This is a genomic window from Arthrobacter sulfonylureivorans, assembly GCF_022637435.1.
Lineage (GTDB): Bacteria > Actinomycetota > Actinomycetes > Actinomycetales > Micrococcaceae > Crystallibacter > Crystallibacter sulfonylureivorans.
The window spans coordinates 1,351,439-1,371,293 of record NZ_CP093326.1; the positions used below are offsets into that span (position 1 = coordinate 1,351,439).

Genomic DNA, 19,855 nt, shown 5'->3' on the forward strand with positions numbered 1-19,855 from the left:
ATGCAGCACCCGGCCCCGCAGCACGCATCCGGCCGCCCCGAACGACAGGGCGGGCGCAAGCCCAAGCCGAGCACCGCCGTCGTTATCGGTGGCGGAATAGCCGGTCTGGTGTCCGCGCGCGAGCTGGCCTTGGCCGGCGTGGAGGTGACGGTCCTGGAGCGCAGCCCCAGGTTCGGTGGCTGCGTGACGCGGCACGAAGTGGGCGGGCTGACCCTCGACGCCGGTGCCGAGTCGTTTGCCACCCGCTCCAGCGTGGTCTCCGACCTCGTCGCCGAACTGGGGCTGGGCGCCGAACTGGTGCAACCGAACCCGGCCGGTGCCTGGATCCAGCTGCCCGACGGCGCGCAGCGGCTGCCCAAGACGGGCGTGCTCGGCATCCCCGCGGACCTCTCGGATCCGGACGTGGTGCGGGCGATCGGCCGCCGGGCCGCGCTGCGCGCTTCCGGCGACAAGGTCATGCCGCTGGGATCGTTGCTGCGCCGCGAGCAGCTCAGCCTGGGCGAGCTGGTGCGCACCCGAATGGGCGATGCGGTGCTCCAGAAGCTGGTGGCACCGGTGGTGGGCGGAGTGTATTCGGCGGATCCGGATGTGCTGGAAGTGGATTCGGTGATGCCTGGGCTGCGTGCCTCGGTTGCCTCGCACGGGTCGCTGACTGCCGCGGTGCGTGCCATCCGCAAGGCGGCCCCGGCCGGATCGAACGTGGCAGGCATTGCCGGCGGAATGGGGCGGTTGACCGAGGCGCTGCTGGCGGATCTGAAGACCCGCCACGTTTCGCTGCATGCAGGAGCGGCGGCCACCGCCGTCACCAAGCACGACGACGGGTGGCTGGTGGAGTCTGCGGCGGGCACCTTCTCGGCCGACGCGGTGATGATGGCCGCCGACGGCGGTGCCGCTGTCCGCCTGCTGGCCGGCACGGTGCCGGGCCTGACCGGGCTGGAACCCGAAGCGGGGCCCTCGGTGGCGCTGGTGACGCTGGTGGTGGACCTGCCGGAGCTGGATGCCATGCCGCGCGGCACGGGTCTGCTGGTGGCGCCGTCGGTGCAAAACGTCAAAGCGAAGGCGCTCACCCATGCCACCGCCAAGTGGCCGTGGCTGGCGGACGAAGCGGGTCCGGGCAGCCACGTGCTGCGGCTGTCCTTTGGACGTGCGGTGGGGCAGCAGGGCGCCGAGGACTTCACCGGCTGGAACGACGACGAGCTCTACCGGCAGGCGCTGGCTGATGCCAGTTCGCTGATGGGTGTGGGCATCGGCGACGACGACGTGGTGGGTTGGAAGGTGGTGCGCTGGATCGGTGCGCTGCCGTCCGCAACGGTGGGGCACCGCGACCGGGTGGCCGCGGTACGCCGCGAACTGGCTGCCCAAACCGGGGTGGACGTGACCGGCGCCTGGCTCGCCGGCACCGGTTTGGTGGCGGTGGTGGGCGATGCACGCCGCCGCGCGCGCGAGCTCGCCGCCCGGCTGCAACCCGCAGCCTGATCTTCTACAATGTGTAGAAGATCTAGTTTTCGATTAATTACGATGCAGAAGGCAGACTGGTAAGCATGAGCGAATCGGCAAAGTCAGAGTCAGCAACCACCGCCGCCGGCGGCACCGACGAGGAGCTGTTCTACACCCTCTGGACGGTTTTCAAGCGCACCGGTGCGCCGGCAGATCCGTCCGCTGTGGCGGCGTTCGATGAAACGGTTGCAGAACTGGCCGGCCGCAAGGTCACGCTGCGCGGCGCCTACGATGTGTCCGCCATGCGCGAGGATGCCGACGTGATGATCTGGCTGCACGGCCCGCAGCCGGACGAACTCCAGGCCGCTGTGCGCGCCATCCGCCGCACGGGGCTGTTCGCCGCCACCGAACTGGTCTGGTCCGCGATGGGCGTCCACCGCGACGCCGAGTTCAGCAAGAACCACGCGCCGGCCTTCTCCCTCGGCAAGGAGCCGGAAGCCTGGCTCTGCGTCTACCCGTTCGTGCGCTCCTACGAGTGGTACCTGCTGCCTGCCGAGGAACGCGGCAAGATGCTGCGCGACCATGGTGTGCTCGGCCGGGACTTCCCGCAGGTGCTCGCCAACACCGTTGCATCCTTCGCCCTGGGCGACTGGGAATGGATCCTGGGCCTGGAAGCTCCCGAGCTGATCGACCTGGTGGACCTGATGCGCCACCTGCGCTACACGGACGCCCGCAACCATGTGCGCGAAGAGATCCCGTTCTACACCGGCAAGCGCATCAGCACCGCCGAGATCGCCGAGGTGCTGCGGTGAGCCAGCCAGCCGAACGTTCCTTCGACCCGCGTGCGGGCGTGGCCCCCGACGGGACCATGCAGCCGAAAAGCTATGACGCCCTGCTGCTGGCCTCCTTCGGCGGGCCCGAGGGCCAGGACGACGTCATTCCGTTCCTGCGCAACGTCACCAGCGGCCGCGGCATCCCCGACGAACGGCTCGAGGAAGTCGCCACCCATTACCGTGCCAACGGCGGCATCAGCCCGATCAACGCACAGAACCGTGCGCTGAAGTCCGCCCTGGAAGCAGAGCTGGCCCGCCGCGGGATCAACCTGCCGGTGCTTTGGGGCAACCGGAACTGGGACCCTTACATCACCGACGTTTTCAGGGAAGCGTACGACGCCGGCCACCGCCGCGTGCTGGCCTTGAGCACCAGCGCCTACTCCGGCTACTCCAGCTGCCGGCAGTACCGCGAGGACTTCGGCATGGCACTGGTGGAGACCGGGCTGGCCGGAAAGCTGGAAGTGGACAAGATCCGCCAGTACTTCGACCACCCGGGCTTCGTGGAGCCCTACGTGGAAGGACTGGCCGAGGGGCTGAACCGGGTCCGTGCCGACCTGGCCGCCCAAGGTGCCGCGGACGCACCCGTCCACATCCTGTTTGCCACCCATTCCATTCCGATCGGGGACGCCGAGAACGCCGGACCGCGCGGCGTGGAGTACGAGGGCGGCAGCGCCTACGTGGCGCAGCACCTGGCCACTGCCCGCGCGGTACTGGACCGGGTACCGGAAGCCGCCGGCGTCGATTGGTCGTTGGTCTACCAGTCCCGCTCCGGCGCACCGCATGTGCCCTGGCTGGAACCGGACATCAATGACGCGATCGCGGAACTGCCGGCACAAGGTGTGAAGGGCGTGGTCATCGTCCCGCTGGGCTTTGTCAGCGACCACATGGAGGTGGTCTGGGACCTGGACACCGAGGCGCTGGAAACCTGCCGCAACCTCGGCCTGGCCGCTGCCCGCATCCCCACGCCCGGTGTGCACCAAAAATTCGTCGAGGGACTGGTGGACCTGGTCTGCGAACGGACGCTGGACCAGCACCAGGCGGAGCGTCCAGCACTGACCGCGTTGGGCCCCTGGATGGACGTCTGCATGCCCGGCTGCTGCGCCAACCGCCGCGGCGAGAAGCCGACCGTCGCGGGGATGGATTCGACCGTCGGGGTGACGCAGCCATGACCGTGACCATCCGCGTGGGCACCCGAGCCAGCGCGCTGGCCGTCACCCAGACCACCACCGTGGCCGAGGCCCTGGCCGCCGGGGGAGCGCTGGAGTACGAACTGGTCCGAATCAAGACCGAGGGCGACGTGCTCAAGGGACCGCTGGCCCAAATCGGCGGCACCGGTGTGTTTACCGCTGCCCTGCGCGAGGCCCTGTTGGACGACCGCTGCGACGTGGCCGTGCATTCGCTCAAGGACCTGCCCACGGGCGTGGCGGAGGGTCTGCAGATCGCCGCCATTCCGGTGCGGGTGGACGTCCGGGACGCGTTGTGCGCCCGTGACGGCCTGACCCTTGCCGAACTGCCGGCCGGTGCCAGGGTGGGCACGGGCTCGCCGCGCCGGGCAGCCCAGTTGCGCGCTGCCCGCCCCGATCTGGACGTGGTGGACATCCGCGGCAACGTGGACACCCGGCTGGGACGGGTCAAGGGGCTGACCGGTGAAGCGATGGTCGAAGGAAAGCACGCCGATCTTGACGCCGTCGTGCTCGCCGCCGCCGGCCTGGCCCGGCTGGGCCGCACCCAGCATGTAACGGAACTGCTGGATCCGTCGGTCATGCTGCCCGCTCCGGGCCAGGGTGCACTCGCTGTTGAATGCCGGGTGGCCGACGCGGCGGCCGGCACGGCATTGGCCGGCGCGCTGGCCGACTACGACGACGCGGAAAGCCGCTTGGCCGTGACCGCCGAACGCTCGCTGCTGGCACGGTTGGAAGCAGGCTGCAGCGCACCGGTGGGGGCGTTGGCGCGGGTGGAGGCCGGCACCCTGGTGCTGCGGGCAGTGGTCTGCAGCCCCGACGGCAGCCGGCTGTTGCACGGAGAGCAGCAGGTGCAGGCCGCCGGAGCCGAAGAGGCTGTGGCGTTGGGCGCCCGACTCGCTGAAGAGCTGCTCGCGCAGGGCGCCGGCGACTTGATGAGCCAGGCTGGCCACTGACCATGGCGTTGCTGCGGCAGCGCGGGACGCCGGAGAACCAGCTCCAGGGGCTGCGGGTGGTGCTGCCGCGCACCCCGGATCGTGCGGCCGGGATGGCAGCAGAACTGCTCCGGCGCGGCGCGTCGTCCAGCGTCATGCCCCTGATCGATTTCGAGCGGACGGACAAGCCTGCCGAACTGGACGAAGCCCTCACCCTGCTGGCCCGGCACAGGGTGGACTGGCTGGTGATCACCAGCATCACCACGGTGCGGGCGCTCAAGGCCTGCGCCCTGGACCGCGGAACCAGCCTGGCCGCCCTGGTCGGCGACACCAAGGTTGCCGCCGTCGGCACGCCCAGCGCCAAGGCGCTGGAGGCGGAAGGACTCTCGGTGGACTTGGTGCCGCCCGGCAGCATGGACGCCGTCGGTCTGGTGGAAGCCTGGCCGCTTCCGCCCGAAGGCGCGAGCCGTTCGACGGAGCGGATGATGGTGTTGCTGCCGCAGGCGGACATCGCCGCCCCCACGGTTTTCGAAGGCCTGATGGCCAAAGGGTGGCAGGTGCTGCCCGTGACTGCCTACCGGACCGTGGACTATCCCGCCCGGCCGGAGCTCCGGCTGACGGCCGCACTGGAGATTGCCTCCCGTGAACGCGCCGACGGCCTGGAAGTCATCACGGCCGCCGATTTCCGCAGCCGCGCGCTTGACGGCGGCATCGACGCCGTCATCCTGACCTCGCCCAGCGTGACCCGGCGGTTGGCCGGTCTTCTAGACCCCTGGCCGGCCGGACTCGCGCTGATCGCCATCGGCAACAGTTCGGCACGGCAGGCCGCCGAACTGGGGCTGGAGGTCGCGGCCACGGCTGCCGAACCGACGCCGTCGGGCATCGCCGACGCGCTCGCACAAACCCTCGAGCGCCAGCCCACCGAAACGGAAGGAACGCCATGAGCTTCCCCTACCACCGGCCCCGTCGACTGCGGGCCACCGAAGCGATCCGCCGGATGACCGCGGAGGTCCGGACCCACCCGAACCAGTTGATCCTGCCGGCGTTCATCCGCGAAGGCATCAGTGAGCCGGTGCCGCTGCAGTCCATGCCGGGCGTGGTCCAGCACACCACGGATTCGCTCAAGCGGGCGGCCTCCGAAGCCGTGGAACTGGGGCTGGGCGGGATCATGCTCTTCGGTGTTCCCGCGGTACGCGACGCCACCGGCAGCGCAGGGGTGGACCCCAACGGCGTGCTGAACCGCGCGATTGCCGACGTGAAGGCCGAGGTCGGCCACGACCTGGTGGTGATGGGCGACGTTTGCCTGGACGAGTTCACCGACCACGGGCACTGCGGCGTGCTGGCTCCCGACGGCACGGTGGACAACGACGCCACACTGCCGATCTACGCTGAGATGGCAGTGGTCCAGGCGGCGGCGGGAGCCGACGTGCTGGGTCCTTCCGGCATGATGGACGGCCAGGTGGCAGTGATCCGCCAGGCATTGGACGAGGCCGGATACCAGGACGCCTCCATCCTGGCCTACGCCGCCAAATATGCCTCCGCCTTCTACGGGCCGTTCCGCGAGGCGGTGGATTCGCAGCTCACCGGAGACCGGCGCACCTACCAGATGGATGCCGCCAACCGGCGCGAGGCCATCCGGGAAGTGGAACTGGACCTGGCCGAAGGCGCCGACATGATCATGGTCAAACCGGCCATGAGCTACCTGGACGTCCTCTCCGACGTGGCGCAGATGTCCCCGGTACCGGTGGCCGCCTACCAGATCTCCGGTGAGTACGCGATGATCGAGGCGGCCGCGGCCAATGGCTGGATCGACCGCAAGGCCGCCATCCTGGAGTCGGTCCTCGGCATCCGCCGTGCCGGTGCCGACATGGTGCTGACCTATTGGGCCCCGGAACTGGCCCGCTGGCTGAAGTAGCCACCTGAACTCCCCGCCGCCTGCGGGAACTACCGTGCCCGCAGCGGACTCAAGCTGTGCCGAAAGGAACCAAGACCATGACTGATGCCTCCCGCTCCGAGGAACTCTTCGAGCGCGCCCGCCAACTGATGCCCGGCGGCGTGAACTCGCCGGTGCGGGCCTTCGGCTCAGTCGGCGGAACCCCGCGCATGATGGTCAGCGGCAAGGGCGCCTACCTCACCGACGCCGATGGCCGCGAGTACGTGGACCTGGTCTGCTCGTGGGGACCGGCCCTGCTGGGCCACGCCCACCCGGCCGTGCTTGAGGCTGTGCACTCCGCGGTGGACCGCGGCCTGTCCTTCGGCGCCTCCACGCCGGCCGAGTCCGAGTTGGCCGCCCTGGTCGTCGGCCGGGTCTCCGCCGTCGAGCGCCTGCGGATGGTCTCTACCGGTACGGAAGCGACCATGACCGCGGTCCGCCTTGCCCGCGGCTACACCGGGCGGAACCTGATCGTGAAATTCGCCGGCTGCTACCACGGCCATTTGGACGGGCTTCTGGCCGCCGCAGGTTCCGGCGTCGCCACGCTGGCGCTGCCCGGTTCGGCTGGCGTCACCGAGGCGACCGCCGCCGAGACGCTGGTGCTGCCGTACAACGACATCACCGCCGTGGAAGAGGTCTTCGCCGCCCGCGGCAGCCAGATCGCTGCGGTCATCACCGAGGCGGCACCTGCCAACATGGGCGTGGTTACCCCCGCCGACGGCTTCAACGCGGCCTTGTCCCGGATCACCCGTGAACACGGTGCGCTGCTGATCCTGGACGAAGTGCTCACCGGTTTCCGTACCGGCTATGCCGGCTACTGGGGGCTGACCGGGGGAGCCGTCGGTGCAGCCGATCCGTTCGTGCCCGACCTGCTGACCTTCGGCAAGGTCATCGGCGGCGGCATGCCCGTGGCTGCCTTGGGCGGCCGGGCGGACGTCATGGACTACCTTGCGCCGGTGGGCCCGGTCTACCAAGCCGGCACCCTCTCCGGCAACCCGATTGCCATGGCGGCCGGCGTCGCGACGCTGACTGCCGCAACGCCTGACGTCTACACAGCCATCGACTCCCGCTCGCGCGAACTGCAGGACGCGCTCTCCGCCGCTTTGTCCGAGGCCGGCGTGGACCACAGCATCCAGACCGCGGGAAACCTGTTCAGCGTGGCCTTCGGCACCTCGGCCAACGGCGTGCGCAACTACGCCGATGCCCAGGCCCAGGAGGCCTTCCGCTACGCGCCGTTCTTCCACGCGATGCTCGACGCCGGCGTCTACCTGCCGCCGTCGGTCTTCGAGGCCTGGTTCCTTTCCGCCGCGCATGACGACGCGGCGATGGACAAGATCTTTGCGGCCCTCCCGGCGGCCGCGCGCGCCGCCGCGGCGGCCACACCCATAGCCTGACCCACTGACGGCGCCCGGCGCCGGGCGCTGCGGGGCAGCCTCCGGCGTGCCCGGGCCGGCCAGGGGCATGGCAGACTGGTCCTGAGGCCGGCCCCGCGGGGCGGCCTGCCAAAACGTCAAACCAGGGGAGTGCAGATGGGCCTGTTGTCCAGGCGCAGGCAAATGCAGGAAAAGCACGACGGCGGCGCTCGCCCGGCGCCGGAGGTCGCCGTCCACGTGCCGCCGCGGTCCATGTGGTCGGACGGTTTGGGCCGTACGGCCACCCGTTCGGCGCAGCTGCTGCTGGCGCTGGCGCTGGCCGTTGTGGTGATCTACGGGCTGCTGCAGGTTCGGCTGCTCCTCATCCCCTTCCTGATTGCGCTGATCCTGGCCGCGGCGGTGAGCCCTGTGGTGGGACTGCTGCGGAGCTGGGGCTGGTCCGCGGCGCTGGCGACGGCCACGGCTTTCCTCGGAATCCTCGCGGTGCTCGGCGGCGTGGTCACCGGCATCGTCTTTGCCGTCCGCAGCGAATCGGATGAACTGGTCCGCTCCGCCAACGAAGGCTGGCTGCAGCTGCAGGAGTTCATAGCCAACTTCCCGCTGCCGGTGAGCCAACAGCAGATCGACGAAGCGCTGGCCTCAGTGGTGGATTTCCTGACCAGCGCCGCCGCTGGGCGCAGTGCCCTGAGCGGGTTGTCGACGGCGGCGGAAATCATCACCGGGGCTGTCCTGATGGCCGTCATCCTGTTCTTCTTCCTCAAGGACGGTCCGCGGATCTGGGGCTTCCTGCTCAGCTGGTTCCCGGCGGCCCGGCGGCCCAAGCTGGAAGAGGCCGGGTCGCGTGCCGTGGACGTGCTGGGCAGCTACGTGCGGGGGACCGCGACCGTCGCCGCCGTCGACGCTTTCTTCATCGGCCTGGCCCTGTTCATCCTGCAGGTGCCGCTGGCGCTGCCGCTATCCGTGTTGATCTTCATCGGCGGATTCATTCCGATCGTCGGCGCCACCGTTGCCGGCATCTTGGCCACCCTCGTGGCGCTGGTGGCCAATGGGCCGGTGGCAGCGCTGGTGGTGGTCGCCGTCGTGATTGTGGTGCAGCAGTTGGAAGGCAACTTCCTGCAGCCGGTGGTGATGGGCCGATCCGTGAGCCTGCACTCGCTGGTGATCCTGCTGGCGTTGACCGCAGGGACCATCCTGGGCGGCATCATTGGCGCCGTCTTGGCCGTTCCGGTGACGGCGGTGTCCTGGGTGGTCATCCAGGTGCTCTCTGGGCGGGCCTCCGGTGAGCAACCCGTGCCGGTCCGGCAGCACCGCTGACCAGAGACGATCACCAAGTGAGATAGGTCCCCGGAAGCCGAAGCTTCCGGGGACCTATCGTTGTCCGCGGCAGCCGCTGAGGTCAGCGGCCAGGGACTGGGTTAGAAGGCGGGGAAAACGTCGCCGTTGGGCCAGGTCTCCTCGATGAACTTCTTCACATCCGGGCTGTGCAGCAGTTCTTCGAGCTTGGCGATGGCCGGGTTATCGTCGCCGGCCTTCCAAGCCAGGAAGTTGGCATACGGGTTGTTCTCGGCGGATTCCACGATCACCGCGTCATCCGTGTTCAGGCCGGCGTCCAGGATGAAGTTGCCGTTGATGATGGCCAGGTCGACCTTCGGATCGTCGATCAACTGGACCAGGATTTCGGGCTGGTTCTCCTCGAACTTCAGGCCCTTGGGGTTCTGCTCGTCGGTCAGCGTCAGTGCCGCCGAATCGTCCTCGATGCCGGCCAGAAGGCCCTCGGCTTCGAGCATCTTCAGCGCGCGCGGCTGGTTGCCCGGATCATTGGTGACCGCAACGGTCGCGCCCTCCGGGATGTCGTCGACACTCTGATGCTTGGACGAGAACCCGGCGTAGGGCTCAATGTGGATGCCTTCGCCGTGTTCGAAATCGTAGCCCTTGTCAGCGACCTGCTGGTCAAAGAATGCCAGATGCTGGAAGTAGTTGGCATCCAGCGAACCATCGCTCAGGGCGATGTTCGGGGTCTGGTAATCGGTGAATTCCTTGATGTCCAGGTCGATGCCGGCGTCCTTGGCCAAGTTCTCGTCCACGAACTCCAGGATCCGGCCCTGGGGGACCGGAGTGGCACCCACCGTGATCGTCGTGGGATTGGCCGGGTCCAGCGTGGCATCGGCGCTGGGGGTGGAATCAGAGCCACCGCAAGCCGTCAGCGCCAAGGCCGCGGCCAGGCCGGTACCAATGAGGGTTAGTGCTTTACGCATCTGCGTGCGTTCCTTTCAACTAACCGGGGCAGGCCGAAGGCGGCTCATCCCGGATATGGTGCAGCTAGCGGCTACTGGCTGCATTCCTCCGCGGCCTCACGGCCGGCGGGAGCTTGGGGAGCGGGACGGCAATGTCCCTGAACTGACGATGTCCCTGAAGTGGCAGAGAGACCGTTCAGACGGCGGTGGCGGGTTCGTGCCGGCGTTTCTTCGTGCCCGCTTGGGCAGCGCTGCGGTGGTCCACCCGGCGGGCCATGGCATCTCCGGTCCACTGGATCAGCTGGACGAGGACCACCATGATGACGATCGTGACAATCATGACCGTGGTGTCGAAACGCTGGAAGCCGTAGTTGTAAGCGAGTTGGCCCAGCCCGCCGCCGCCGGTGAGGCCCGCCATGGCGGAGTAGCCCACCAAGGTGACCACCGTGGTCGTGAAGGCGGCGACCAGCCCGGGCAATGCTTCGGGAACCAGGACCTTGGCCACAATCTGCAGCCGGGTGGAGCCCATGACCATCGCGGCATCGATCTTGCCGGAGCTGACATCCCGCAGCGCGGTTTCCACCAACCGTGCGAAGAACGGCACGGTGCCGATGGTGAGCGAGACACAGGCCGCCAAGGCGCCGATCGACGTGCCGGTGATCGCCCGTGCCACCGGGATCAGCGCGATCATCAGGATGGCGAACGGAATGGACCTGGTGATGTTCACGATGACGTCGGACACGATCCGGTTAGTCACCCGCATGGGCCGCAGGCCTCCGGGTGCGCTGGTGTAGAGGAAGATGCCCAGCGGCAGCCCGATCAGCAGGACAAAGAAACCCGAGACACCCACCATGAGCAAGGTTTCGCCAAGGGCTTTGGGCAGGGCCTTGGTGATGGCCGGGTTGGTCATCAGTTCGTTGATGAAGTTCATGAGGTCTCTTCCTGGACGACGCGAACGGCGACGCCCTGGCCGGTCAAGTGCCGGGCGAGGGAAGCGGTGTCCGCCCCGGCCGGCAACTGGATGCGGAGATGGCCGAACTGCGTGCCGGCCAACGACTCCACGCTGCCGGCCAGGACGTTCAGGTCCAATCCGAACGTGCGTGCGGCCCCGGTGAGCACCGGTTCCGAAGCGCTGTCGCCTGAATACAGGATTTCCAGCACGGTGCCGCTGCCGTTCGTTTCGGCCGGCGGCAGTGGTAACAGCGTGCTCGACAGTCGGCCGCCGAGATCGGCCGCCACGGTGCGCAGCGGGCCATGTTCGACGATCCGGCCCGCCTCCAGCAGCGAGACCGAGTCGCAGATGCGCTTGATGACCTGCATCTCGTGCGTGATCACCAGCACGGTCAACTGGAGCCGCTGTGTGAGGTCCTGGATCAATGTCAGGATTTCATCGGTGGTCTTCGGGTCCAGCGCCGACGTGGGCTCATCACAGAGCAGGACGTCGGGATCAGAGGCGAGGGCGCGGGCGATGCCGACGCGCTGGCGCTGGCCGCCGGAAAGCTGGGACGGGTAGGCGTTCTCAAACCCCTCCAGTCCGACCAGCTTGAGCAACTCGGCAACCTTCGAGCGGATCGCCGCCCTGGGCGTCTTGACGATCTCCAGGGGATGCGCCACGTTGTCGGCAGCGGTGCGCGAATCCATCAGGTTTGCATGTTGGAAGATCATCCCGATGCGGCGCCGGGCCGTCCTGAGATCGGCGTCCCGGGATGCGCTGAGTTCCGCGCCGTTGATTGATACCGAGCCCGACGTCGGGCTGTCCAGCAGGGTCAGGCACCGCACCAAGGTGGACTTGCCCGCGCCGGAATGGCCGACGATGCCGTGGATGGACCCCTTGGGAACGGACAGGCTGACGCCGTCGAGGGCTACCACTTCGCGGTTGCCCTGGCGGTAGACCTTGCGCAGGTCGGTAACGGTGATCATGAAACCTCGGGGAGTTGAACTCAGGAAGCATTGGCAGCCGCCATAGCACGCGCCGCCGCCAAGTCTTAATTATGACAGCCGGGCCTGTGCGCCGGAATTCGACAAGAGGTTGCGTCATATTACGACCCGAAGTTGACACTCAGGCGCTCGCGGCGTGCAACGGAATCCAGGGGCCGCGGAGGAGCGTCAAACGGCCGCGGGCATCAGGCGAACGGGCCAGACGCCGTCCACAACCGCTTCCGGATTCGTGCGCCGCAACCACTCCTGAAAGCTGGCTGCCTGTTGTGCGCACCAGCCGATTTGCCGTGCATGCAGTTCGGCGGCGTCGATGCACAGTCCCGGGTAGCGGCGGGCGAGGGCATCAGCGACTCCGATGGTTGCCAGCGCGTCGGCCGCCGACGTGTGCGCAGCCTCCAGGCGCACGCCGTAGAGTTCGCACAGCGCCACCAGAGTGCGCTTCCCGCGCCGGTAGCGGTCCATCTGCTTGTCCAGGATGAACGGATCAATCACCGGAGTTGCCGTCGGGGTTTGGAGGCCGTAGCGCGCACATTCGTTCGCCAGTACGGTGAAGTCGTAGGCGGCGTTGAAGGCCATGACGGGAATGCCTGCGTCAAACAGGCCAGCCAACGCCTCGGCAATCCCTGCGGTGGCGGTGGCCGCGTCGAGGCCTTCGGCGCGTGCGCGCTCCGTGCTGACCCCATGGATCGCGGCCGCTTCGGCCGGAATTTCGACGCCGGGGTCTACCAACCACTCGCGCTCCTGCACGGGATCGCCCCCTTCGTCGACCGAGACCAGGGAAGCCGTGACGATCCGGGCAGTATGCGGATCACGGCCCGTGGTTTCCAGATCGAAGGCGGCCCGGGGACGTTCATGCCAGCTGTTCATGCCGGTACCGTAGCCGCCGGGTCGGACGAAATCGGGGAGGCACAGCGGCGCGCGCGAAACTCCGGGGCCTTCCGGTGCCTTGTGTAGGGCGGCACCGGTAGGTCAAATTACAATGGTGTAATGCGGCAAGCGGTGGTAGAAGCGGTCCTTGACCTCGCAGCGATCGTGCCGCCCGGCCGCGTGCTGTCCTATGGGGACGTTGCCGAGCTGCTCGAGGTGGGCGGGCCCCGGTTGGTCGGCAGGATTATGTCGCTGCACGGGGACGCGGCTCCGTGGTGGCGCATCATTCGCGCCGATGGTTCACTGCCTGATGAGCTGATGGCGCGGGCGGTGGTGCACTACCGCCGGGAGGGGACACCGCTGGCAGCGCCGGCTACCGGGCCGGCGAAGGTGCGCATGGCCCAGGCCCGATGGATGCCCCAAGACAAAGAATTCACGGCGATCGAGCGGTTGCGGCACAAAGTGTCCGAGGCGACTGATGGGATGGGCGCATGATGGAGACGAAGGCACCGGTGGGGCTGAAGCTGGTCCGGCCCGAAGCCACGTCCGCAGGCGCCCCGCTGCCGAGCCGGGACCAGGAAACAGTCATCGCCCTGCCCGCCGGCTGTGGTCCGGTGCTGGTGCTCGGCGGTCCGGGTACCGGGAAGACGACCGCTTTGGTGGAGCATGCGGTCCGCCGTGTGGAGGAAACCGGGCTGGATCCGGCGGGCTTGCTCTTCATGGCCCCCAACCGGCTGGCAGCCGCGCGGCTACGGGATGCCTTGACGGCGCGGCTCGACCGAAGCCTGGGCACGACGCCGGCCAGGACGTGGTCCGCCTACGCCTTCGACTTGATCCGCCGGGCCCGCGTGGAAGGTCTGCTGCCGCTGGTGGAACGGGCGCCCCGGCTGCTGTCCGGGCCGGAACAGGACCAGATCATCGCCGAACTGCTGGCCGGTCATCGTGCGGGCTACGGCCAGGGTGCGCGCTGGCCGGAAGACCTGCAGCAGGCGCTGCCGACCCGAGGTTTCCGGCAGGAGATCCGCCAGCTTTTCGACCGTTTGACCGAGTACGGCAGCACCGCAGCACAGCTGGAGCTCCTGGGCGCCGAGTGCGGCCGCCCGGACTGGACTGCGGCGGCACAGCTCTACCGTGAATACCGGGACTTGATCGACCTCCGGATGCCTGAGGCCTTCGACCCAGCCGGCATCATTACATCGGCGCGACAACTGTTGCTGGAGCATCCCGGACTCCTTGACCGGGAGCGCAGCCGCCTGCAGCTGATCTTGGCGGATGACCTGCAGGAAGCCAATCCTGCCGTCTTCGAGCTGCTTGCCTTGCTCGTCGAGGGACAGGACGCCGTGCTGGCGGCCTCGCCGGACACGGTCGTCCAGGGGTTCCGCGGCGCCCGGCCGGATGTGATCGGCAAACTTCCGGGACTCCTCGGCACCCGGGACAAACCACTGCAGACCCTGGTGCTGACCACCTCGCACCGGATGGCGCCCGCAATCGCCGCCTCGTGGCAATCCACCGCGGCCAGGATCTCCCAGGTTGCCGGCGCCCACCGCGCCCGCGACCTCGTCCATCCTGCTCCGCGGTCACAAACCGGAGCCGACACCGAACCCGGCCGGGATGGCGCGGTAGGGGATGATGATGCGCCTTTCGCCAGTGCTCACGTGGTGGCTTCGCCCGTCCACGAGCACCGCTATGTCGCCCAGCGGATCCTGGAAGCCCGGTTGTTCGAGGGCTACCGGCTCAGTGAGATGGCCGTGATCGTCCGGACCGGCGGCCAGCTCTCCGCCCTCGCGCGCTACCTCACCGGCCAGGACATCGCGGTCAAGGTTCCGGTGGCTGAAACCGCAGTGCGCGACGAAGCGGCCGTCCGGCCGTTGCTGGATGCGTTGGCCATGGCGCTCGATCCGGACTTGCTCAACGCCGACGCCGCCGTTTCCCTGCTGACCTCCAGGATCGGGGGCGCTACTGCGATCGACCTGCGCCGCCTGCGCCAAGCTCTGCGGCGCGAAGAGCTGTTGGGCGGCGGGGGCCGGTCCAGCGATGCCTTGCTTGTGGAGGCGCTGGGCGACGCTGCGTTCCTGGGCACGTTGGGGAGGGAAGGCGGTGCCGCCCGGAGGGTCGCGCGGATGCTCCAAGCCGGCCGGGAGGCAGCGGCAGCGCCGGGAGCCAACGCCGAGACCGTGCTGTGGGCCCTGTGGTCCGCAGCCGGGCTCGCGGACCGCTGGGCCGCGCAGGCATTGCAAGGCGGGCCAGCCGGTGTGCGGGCCGACCGTGATCTCGACGCCATGATGGCGTTGTTCCAGACGGCCGAACGGTATGTCGACCAGCTTCCCGGCTCCAGCCCGAGACAGTTCCTGGAGTACTTGCTGAATCAGGAACTGCCGATGGACAACCTGGCGCCGCGGGCCCAGTTGCGCGAAGCGGTTGAACTGCTCACTCCGGCCTCGGCGGCTGGCCGGGGATGGCCGCTGGTCATCGTGGCGGGGGTCCAGGAGGGAGTGTGGCCGAACACCCGGCTGCGCGGAGAACTGTTGGGCAGCACCCAGTTCGTCGACGTCCTGGAGTACGGTGCCGAGGAGGCACGGCGGATCGACGCGGTGGCCCGGCTGCGCGAAATCAGGTATGACGAGTTGCGCAGCTTCTCCACCGCAATCTCCCGCGCTGAACGCCGGTTGATCTGCACGGCCGTGCAATCGGAAGATGCACAGCCGTCCCAGTTCCTGGACCTGGTTGATCCGTGGCTGGACCCGGAAACTCCCCGGCCGGCCACAGAAGTACTTCGGCCGCGGACCGTGCGGGCGTTGGCCGCGGAACTCCGGCAGGCCGCCCAGCAAGCAACTGACCGTCCGGAACAAGCTGCTGACGCTGCGGCGGTGCTGGCCATGCTGGCGGCCAGTCCGGTGCCGGTGCCGGGGGCGCATCCCCGCGACTGGTGGGGACTGCTGCCCCTGAGCAGCACGGCACCGGTTGTGCCGGAAGGGGAACCGGTCCCGGTATCCCCGTCGAAGGTGGAGGCTGTCCAGAAGTCGCCGCTGGACTGGTTCATCCAGGCCGCCGGGGGCGAAGCCGCCACCGATTTTGCCCGCAGCCTGGGCACGCTGGTCCACGGTATTGCGCAGGACCTTCCCGAGGGCACCGGGAACGAATACGTGGCGGAACTTGTCCGCCGCTGGCCGCAGTTGGGCATGAAGGAGAACTGGGAAGGCCGGTTGGACTTCAACCGGGCGGAAGGCATGGTCCGGAGACTGGCCCAGTACGTAGTCCAGATGCGTTTGGAAGGACGGAGCCTGGCTGGCGTGGAGCAGGACTTCTCAGTGGATTTGCAAGGGCCCGAGCGGGTGGCCAGGCTCCGCGGACAAGTGGACCGGTTGGAGCTGGACGCCGACGGACGGCTGCACATTGTGGACCTGAAAACGGGACGCTCTGCGCCGACAAAAGCGGAGCTGGAGCGGCACCCGCAGCTCGGAAGCTACCAAGCGGCGGTGTTGGCCGGAGGGATTTCCGGGCACCAGCCGGTCGCCGGCGGCGCATCCCTGGTCCAACTCGGACAGGACTTGAAGTCGGTCAAGGTCCAGGAGCAGGAAAGCCTGGCCGACGGCGATGACTGGGCGACGCCGATGATCCATGAGGCGGCGGCACTGATGTCTGCCTCGCAGTTCGAAGCCCGGCACGATCCGCAGCGGTCCCGGAACGGCGGCCACGGCTGCCGGGCCCCGGAAATTTGTCCCCTGTGCGCAGAAGGAAGGCAGGTCACCGAATGAGCATCGGATCGGTCACCACCACTTACACCCCCGAAGAACTCGCCGGTTCGCTGGGCCAGCATCTGCCCACCGAGGAACAATCCGCCATCATCAGTTCCGCGATGCAGCCCCTGCTGGTCATCGCCGGCGCCGGATCCGGCAAGACAGCGACCATGGCGGACCGCGTCGTCTGGCTGGTGGCCAACGGTCTCGTGCGGCCGGACGAGATCCTCGGCGTCACTTTCACTCGCAAAGCCGCCGGGGAACTCGCCGCCCGGATCCGTGCGCAGCTCGCCAGGCTGGACCGCAAGGGACTGCTGCCGCAGGAGGCGGACAATGCCGCCGGATTCGTGGAGCCCAAGGTCTCCACCTACCACTCCTACGCCAATGGCCTGGTCAGCGACTACGGGCTGCGCCTGGGCATCGAACGCGACGTTGTGCTGCTGGGCACAGCGCAGTCCTGGCAGTTGGCCAGCCAATGTGTGGAAGCCTATGACGGCCCCATCGAGCATTTGATGGCCGCCAAGTCCACACTGGTCGGCTCTGTCATGCAGTTCGCATCAGAATGCTCGGAGCATTTGGTGACCCCTGAGGAGGCGGCCGACTACCTGGAGTCGGAGGTGGAGCGCGTCGCCGCCCTTCCCTATATCGACGGCAGCACCAAACCGGCCAAGCAGGACGTCCGGAAACTGCTGGATCGGCTGCGCACGCGGATTACGGTGGCGGGCCTCGCCGCCGCGTACAACCGGGCCAAGCGGGAACGCGGGGTGCTGGACTACGGTGATCTCGTCTCGCTGGCGGCGCGTATCGCCCGCGAAGTGCCGCAGGCCCGCCAACTCGAACGCAGTCGCTACAAGGTGGTGTTGCTCGACGAATTCCAAGACACCTCCCACGCCCAGATGGTGTTGTTCTCCGAACTGTTCGGCGACGGGCACGCCGTGACCGCGGTGGGCGACCCCAACCAGTCCATCTACGGCTTCCGCGGGGCTTCGGCCGGCCAGCTTTTCGCCTTCCAAGAGCAATTCCCGCTGGTGGACGAGGACGGGCACCGGGCCCCCGCTCCGGCGGGCTTCCTCACGGTGGCTTGGCGCAACAGTGAAAACATCCTGCGGATGGCCAACCGGATCTCCGCACCGCTGAACAGGGAAGACCCGAATCGGCCGCGCCCCGGCAGGATCAGTGTTCCGCCACTGCGCCCCCGGCCCGGAGCCACCGACGGAATGGTGGCACTGGGACGGTACGCGACCGAGGCGGAAGAAACCAACGCCCTTGCCGACGCCATCGAACGGGCGAGGATGACGGTCTTTGCCCGCGATCCGGAGACGGGCAAGGCGGAGCAGGTCAGCGCCGCGGTCTTGTGCCGGCGGCGGGCCCAGATCCCCGGCATCGCCAAAGTACTGGACGAACGGGGCATTCCCTACGAAATCGTAGGGCTGGCCGGGCTGCTGGCCCAGCCTGACATTGTGGACCTCGTGGCAATGCTGCGGGTCCTGGCGGATCCGGGACGCTCCGATGCACTGATGCGGTTGCTGGCGGGTGCCCGCTGGCGGATTGGACCTGCGGACCTGATGGCCTTGGCCGACTGGTCGCGCTTCCTGGAGCGCAAGCGCCTCAGCGCCGTCCGGGCCGGCGAGGCCCCCGATCTGGACCGGGACGAGGCGACCGCGGAAACCGTCGTAAAACACGATCTGGCCGAGGCAGCGTCCCTGATTGAGGCGCTCGACCGGCTGCCCAGGCCGGGCTGGACCTCACGCTATGGACGCTCGTTGACGCCGGTAGCGCTTGAGCGGCTGGCACGCCTGGCGGATGAGGTCCGGTATCTGCGCAGCTTCATCGGCGATGACCTGACCCTGCTGTTGGGTGAAGTCGAACGCACCATGAAGTTGGATATCGAGGTCGCCTCCAAACCCGGACAGAGCATCCACCAAGCGCGGCGCAATCTTGATGCCTTCCACGACGCTGCGGCCGCGTTCATGCAGACATCGCAACGCGTTGATCTGCTGGCCTTCCTCGCGTGGCTGGAAGCCGCTGCCGCCGAGGAAGGCGGCCTGGACATGGCCCAGGTGGACGTTCGTCACGATGCCGTGCAGCTGCTCACCGTCCACGCGTCCAAGGGGCTGGAGTGGGATGCGGTCTTCGTGCCGGGGCTCAACGACGGAGCTTTCCCCTCGTCGTCGGACAGCCGGTGGAGCAGCGGCCACGCGGCGCTGCCCTGGCCGTTGCGCGGAGACCGCTCGGATCTGCCCCAATGGGACACCGACCAGCCGGATCAGTTGTCATGGCTGAACGCGGAAGCGGACTATAAAGGGGAAGTCCAAGCCCACGGTGAAGACGAAGAGCGCCGGCTGGCCTACGTCGCCTATACCCGGGCCAAGCACCTGCTGGTCTGCAGTTCCGCCGGCTGGACCGGCAGCAAGGTAAAGCCAACGGCGGCCTCTGTGTTCTTGGCCGAACTGCACGAGTTGTCGCAGAGTGAACCAGAGGCGGTGCAGGTGGCGCAGTGGGTGCAGGACGAGGATCTTGGCCCGGAGAATCCGTTCCGCGCGGAAGTGGAATCGGCGCTGTGGCCCTTTGATCCCCTGGAAGGACCGCGGGTCTACCGCAACGGTGTCCCGCAGCGCCAACGTGCCGGCCGCCGCGCGGCCATGGAACAGGCAGCCCAGGCAGTGCTCGAATCGCTGGCTCAGGACGGCCGGCCTCCTGCGGAGTCGGTGTGGGCGCATGAAGCCAGACTGTTGTTGGAGCGGCACAATGCCGCGCCAACTGCCGGCGAAGTGCAGTTGCCGGCCCACATCTCCGCTTCGCTGCTGGTGGACCTGGCCGACGATCCCGACGAAGTCACCCGGCGCCTGCGTCGACCGGTGCCGCGCAAGCCCGGCATGGCAGCCAGGAAGGGAACAGCCTTCCACGGGTGGATCGAGGAGTACTTCGGCACCACGGGGATGCTGGACCTCGAGGAGTACCCGGGGGCGGCCGACTCCTACATTGACGAGGCCTACGATCTGGACGGGCTGATCAAGACGTTCAAGGACTCCGAATGGGCCAACCGGGTGCCGGCAGCCATCGAAGTGCCCGTGGAGACCCGGGTCGGCGACGTCGTGGTGCGCGGGCGCATCGATGCGGTCTTCCGGGATGCCGACGGCTGCTGGGATCTGATTGACTGGAAGACCGGCACGGCGCCGACGGGCCGGCAGATGGCCGTCAAATCCGTGCAGTTGGCCGTCTACCGGCTGGCGTGGGCCAGGCTGCAGGGTATCAACCTGGACCAGGTCAAGGCCGCCTTCTATTACGTTGCCCAGGACCGGCTGGTGAGGCCGCACGATCTTGCCGGTGAAGATGAACTGGAAGCGGCGGTCTTGCGGGCCTACGCCTAGGAGCGCGTCCCGGTCG

Annotated in this window: 15 protein-coding genes; 11 read left to right on the forward strand and 4 right to left on the reverse strand. The window is 68.1% G+C overall.

Annotated features, from left to right (window positions below; genetic code table 11):
• From hemG to MNQ99_RS06635, 8 genes are all read left to right on the forward strand, one after another.
• A complete protein-coding gene (hemG, locus tag MNQ99_RS06600) occupies nt 1-1,476 on the forward strand; it encodes a protoporphyrinogen oxidase (protein ID WP_241914863.1) in 1,476 nt (491 codons plus the stop codon).
• A 65-nt stretch (nt 1,477-1,541) separates the two neighbouring features.
• The gene (hemQ, locus tag MNQ99_RS06605; protein WP_127511306.1) at nt 1,542-2,249 is read left to right on the forward strand and encodes a hydrogen peroxide-dependent heme synthase; all 708 of its coding nucleotides are present in this window, start codon (nt 1,542-1,544) and stop codon (nt 2,247-2,249) included.
• Between the two features lie 56 nt (nt 2,250-2,305).
• The gene (locus MNQ99_RS06610) at nt 2,306-3,439 is read left to right on the forward strand and encodes a ferrochelatase (protein ID WP_241915289.1); all 1,134 of its coding nucleotides are present in this window, start codon (nt 2,306-2,308) and stop codon (nt 3,437-3,439) included.
• 2 nt (nt 3,440-3,441) lie between these two features.
• Nucleotides 3,442-4,407, forward strand: coding sequence for a hydroxymethylbilane synthase (gene hemC / locus MNQ99_RS06615; RefSeq protein WP_127511634.1), 966 nt, complete (start codon nt 3,442-3,444; stop codon nt 4,405-4,407).
• Nucleotides 4,408-4,409: 2 nt separating this feature from the next.
• A complete protein-coding gene (locus MNQ99_RS06620) occupies nt 4,410-5,330 on the forward strand; it encodes a uroporphyrinogen-III synthase (RefSeq protein ID WP_241914864.1) in 921 nt (306 codons plus the stop codon).
• Nucleotides 5,327-6,301, forward strand: coding sequence for a porphobilinogen synthase (gene hemB / locus MNQ99_RS06625; protein ID WP_127511308.1), 975 nt, complete (start codon nt 5,327-5,329; stop codon nt 6,299-6,301). Before MNQ99_RS06620 ends, hemB begins: the two co-directional genes overlap by 4 nt.
• A 77-nt stretch (nt 6,302-6,378) precedes the next feature.
• Nucleotides 6,379-7,713: a glutamate-1-semialdehyde 2,1-aminomutase gene (gene hemL, locus MNQ99_RS06630; protein ID WP_241914865.1), complete on the forward strand. Its 1,335-nt coding sequence runs from the start codon at nt 6,379-6,381 to the stop codon at nt 7,711-7,713.
• A 162-nt stretch (nt 7,714-7,875) separates the two neighbouring features.
• A complete protein-coding gene (locus MNQ99_RS06635; protein ID WP_241914866.1) occupies nt 7,876-9,006 on the forward strand; it encodes an AI-2E family transporter in 1,131 nt (376 codons plus the stop codon).
• Nucleotides 9,007-9,107: 101 nt separating this feature from the next.
• Here the strand turns inward: MNQ99_RS06635 and MNQ99_RS06640 are convergent, their stop codons facing one another.
• The 4 genes from MNQ99_RS06640 to MNQ99_RS06655 form a co-directional block, all read right to left on the reverse strand.
• Complete coding sequence (locus MNQ99_RS06640; RefSeq protein ID WP_241914867.1) at nt 9,108-9,947, reverse strand: MetQ/NlpA family ABC transporter substrate-binding protein; 840 nt, start codon at nt 9,945-9,947, stop codon at nt 9,108-9,110.
• A 175-nt stretch (nt 9,948-10,122) separates the two neighbouring features.
• Nucleotides 10,123-10,857: a methionine ABC transporter permease gene (locus tag MNQ99_RS06645; RefSeq protein ID WP_241914868.1), complete on the reverse strand. Its 735-nt coding sequence runs from the start codon at nt 10,855-10,857 to the stop codon at nt 10,123-10,125.
• On the reverse strand, nt 10,854-11,846 hold the full coding sequence (locus MNQ99_RS06650; RefSeq protein ID WP_241914869.1) for a methionine ABC transporter ATP-binding protein: 993 nt from the start codon (nt 11,844-11,846) through the stop codon (nt 10,854-10,856). The genes MNQ99_RS06645 and MNQ99_RS06650 overlap by 4 nt, the downstream gene beginning before the upstream one ends.
• A gap of 186 nt (nt 11,847-12,032) precedes the next feature.
• Nucleotides 12,033-12,731, reverse strand: a complete 699-nt coding sequence (locus MNQ99_RS06655; RefSeq protein ID WP_241914870.1) for a 3'-5' exonuclease — start codon at nt 12,729-12,731, stop codon at nt 12,033-12,035.
• Between the two features lie 120 nt (nt 12,732-12,851).
• On the opposite strand from MNQ99_RS06655, the gene MNQ99_RS06660 reads away from it, so the two are divergent.
• Genes MNQ99_RS06660 through MNQ99_RS06670 form a run of 3 tightly spaced genes read left to right on the forward strand, consistent with a single transcriptional unit; the run spans nt 12,852 to nt 19,839 of the window.
• The gene (locus tag MNQ99_RS06660) at nt 12,852-13,226 is read left to right on the forward strand and encodes an MGMT family protein (RefSeq protein ID WP_127511315.1); all 375 of its coding nucleotides are present in this window, start codon (nt 12,852-12,854) and stop codon (nt 13,224-13,226) included.
• The gene (locus tag MNQ99_RS06665; protein ID WP_241914871.1) at nt 13,223-16,486 is read left to right on the forward strand and encodes an ATP-dependent helicase; all 3,264 of its coding nucleotides are present in this window, start codon (nt 13,223-13,225) and stop codon (nt 16,484-16,486) included. Before MNQ99_RS06660 ends, MNQ99_RS06665 begins: the two co-directional genes overlap by 4 nt.
• On the forward strand, nt 16,483-19,839 hold the full coding sequence (locus MNQ99_RS06670; protein ID WP_241914872.1) for an ATP-dependent helicase: 3,357 nt from the start codon (nt 16,483-16,485) through the stop codon (nt 19,837-19,839). Before MNQ99_RS06665 ends, MNQ99_RS06670 begins: the two co-directional genes overlap by 4 nt.
• Nucleotides 19,840-19,855: the final 16 nt, after the last annotated feature.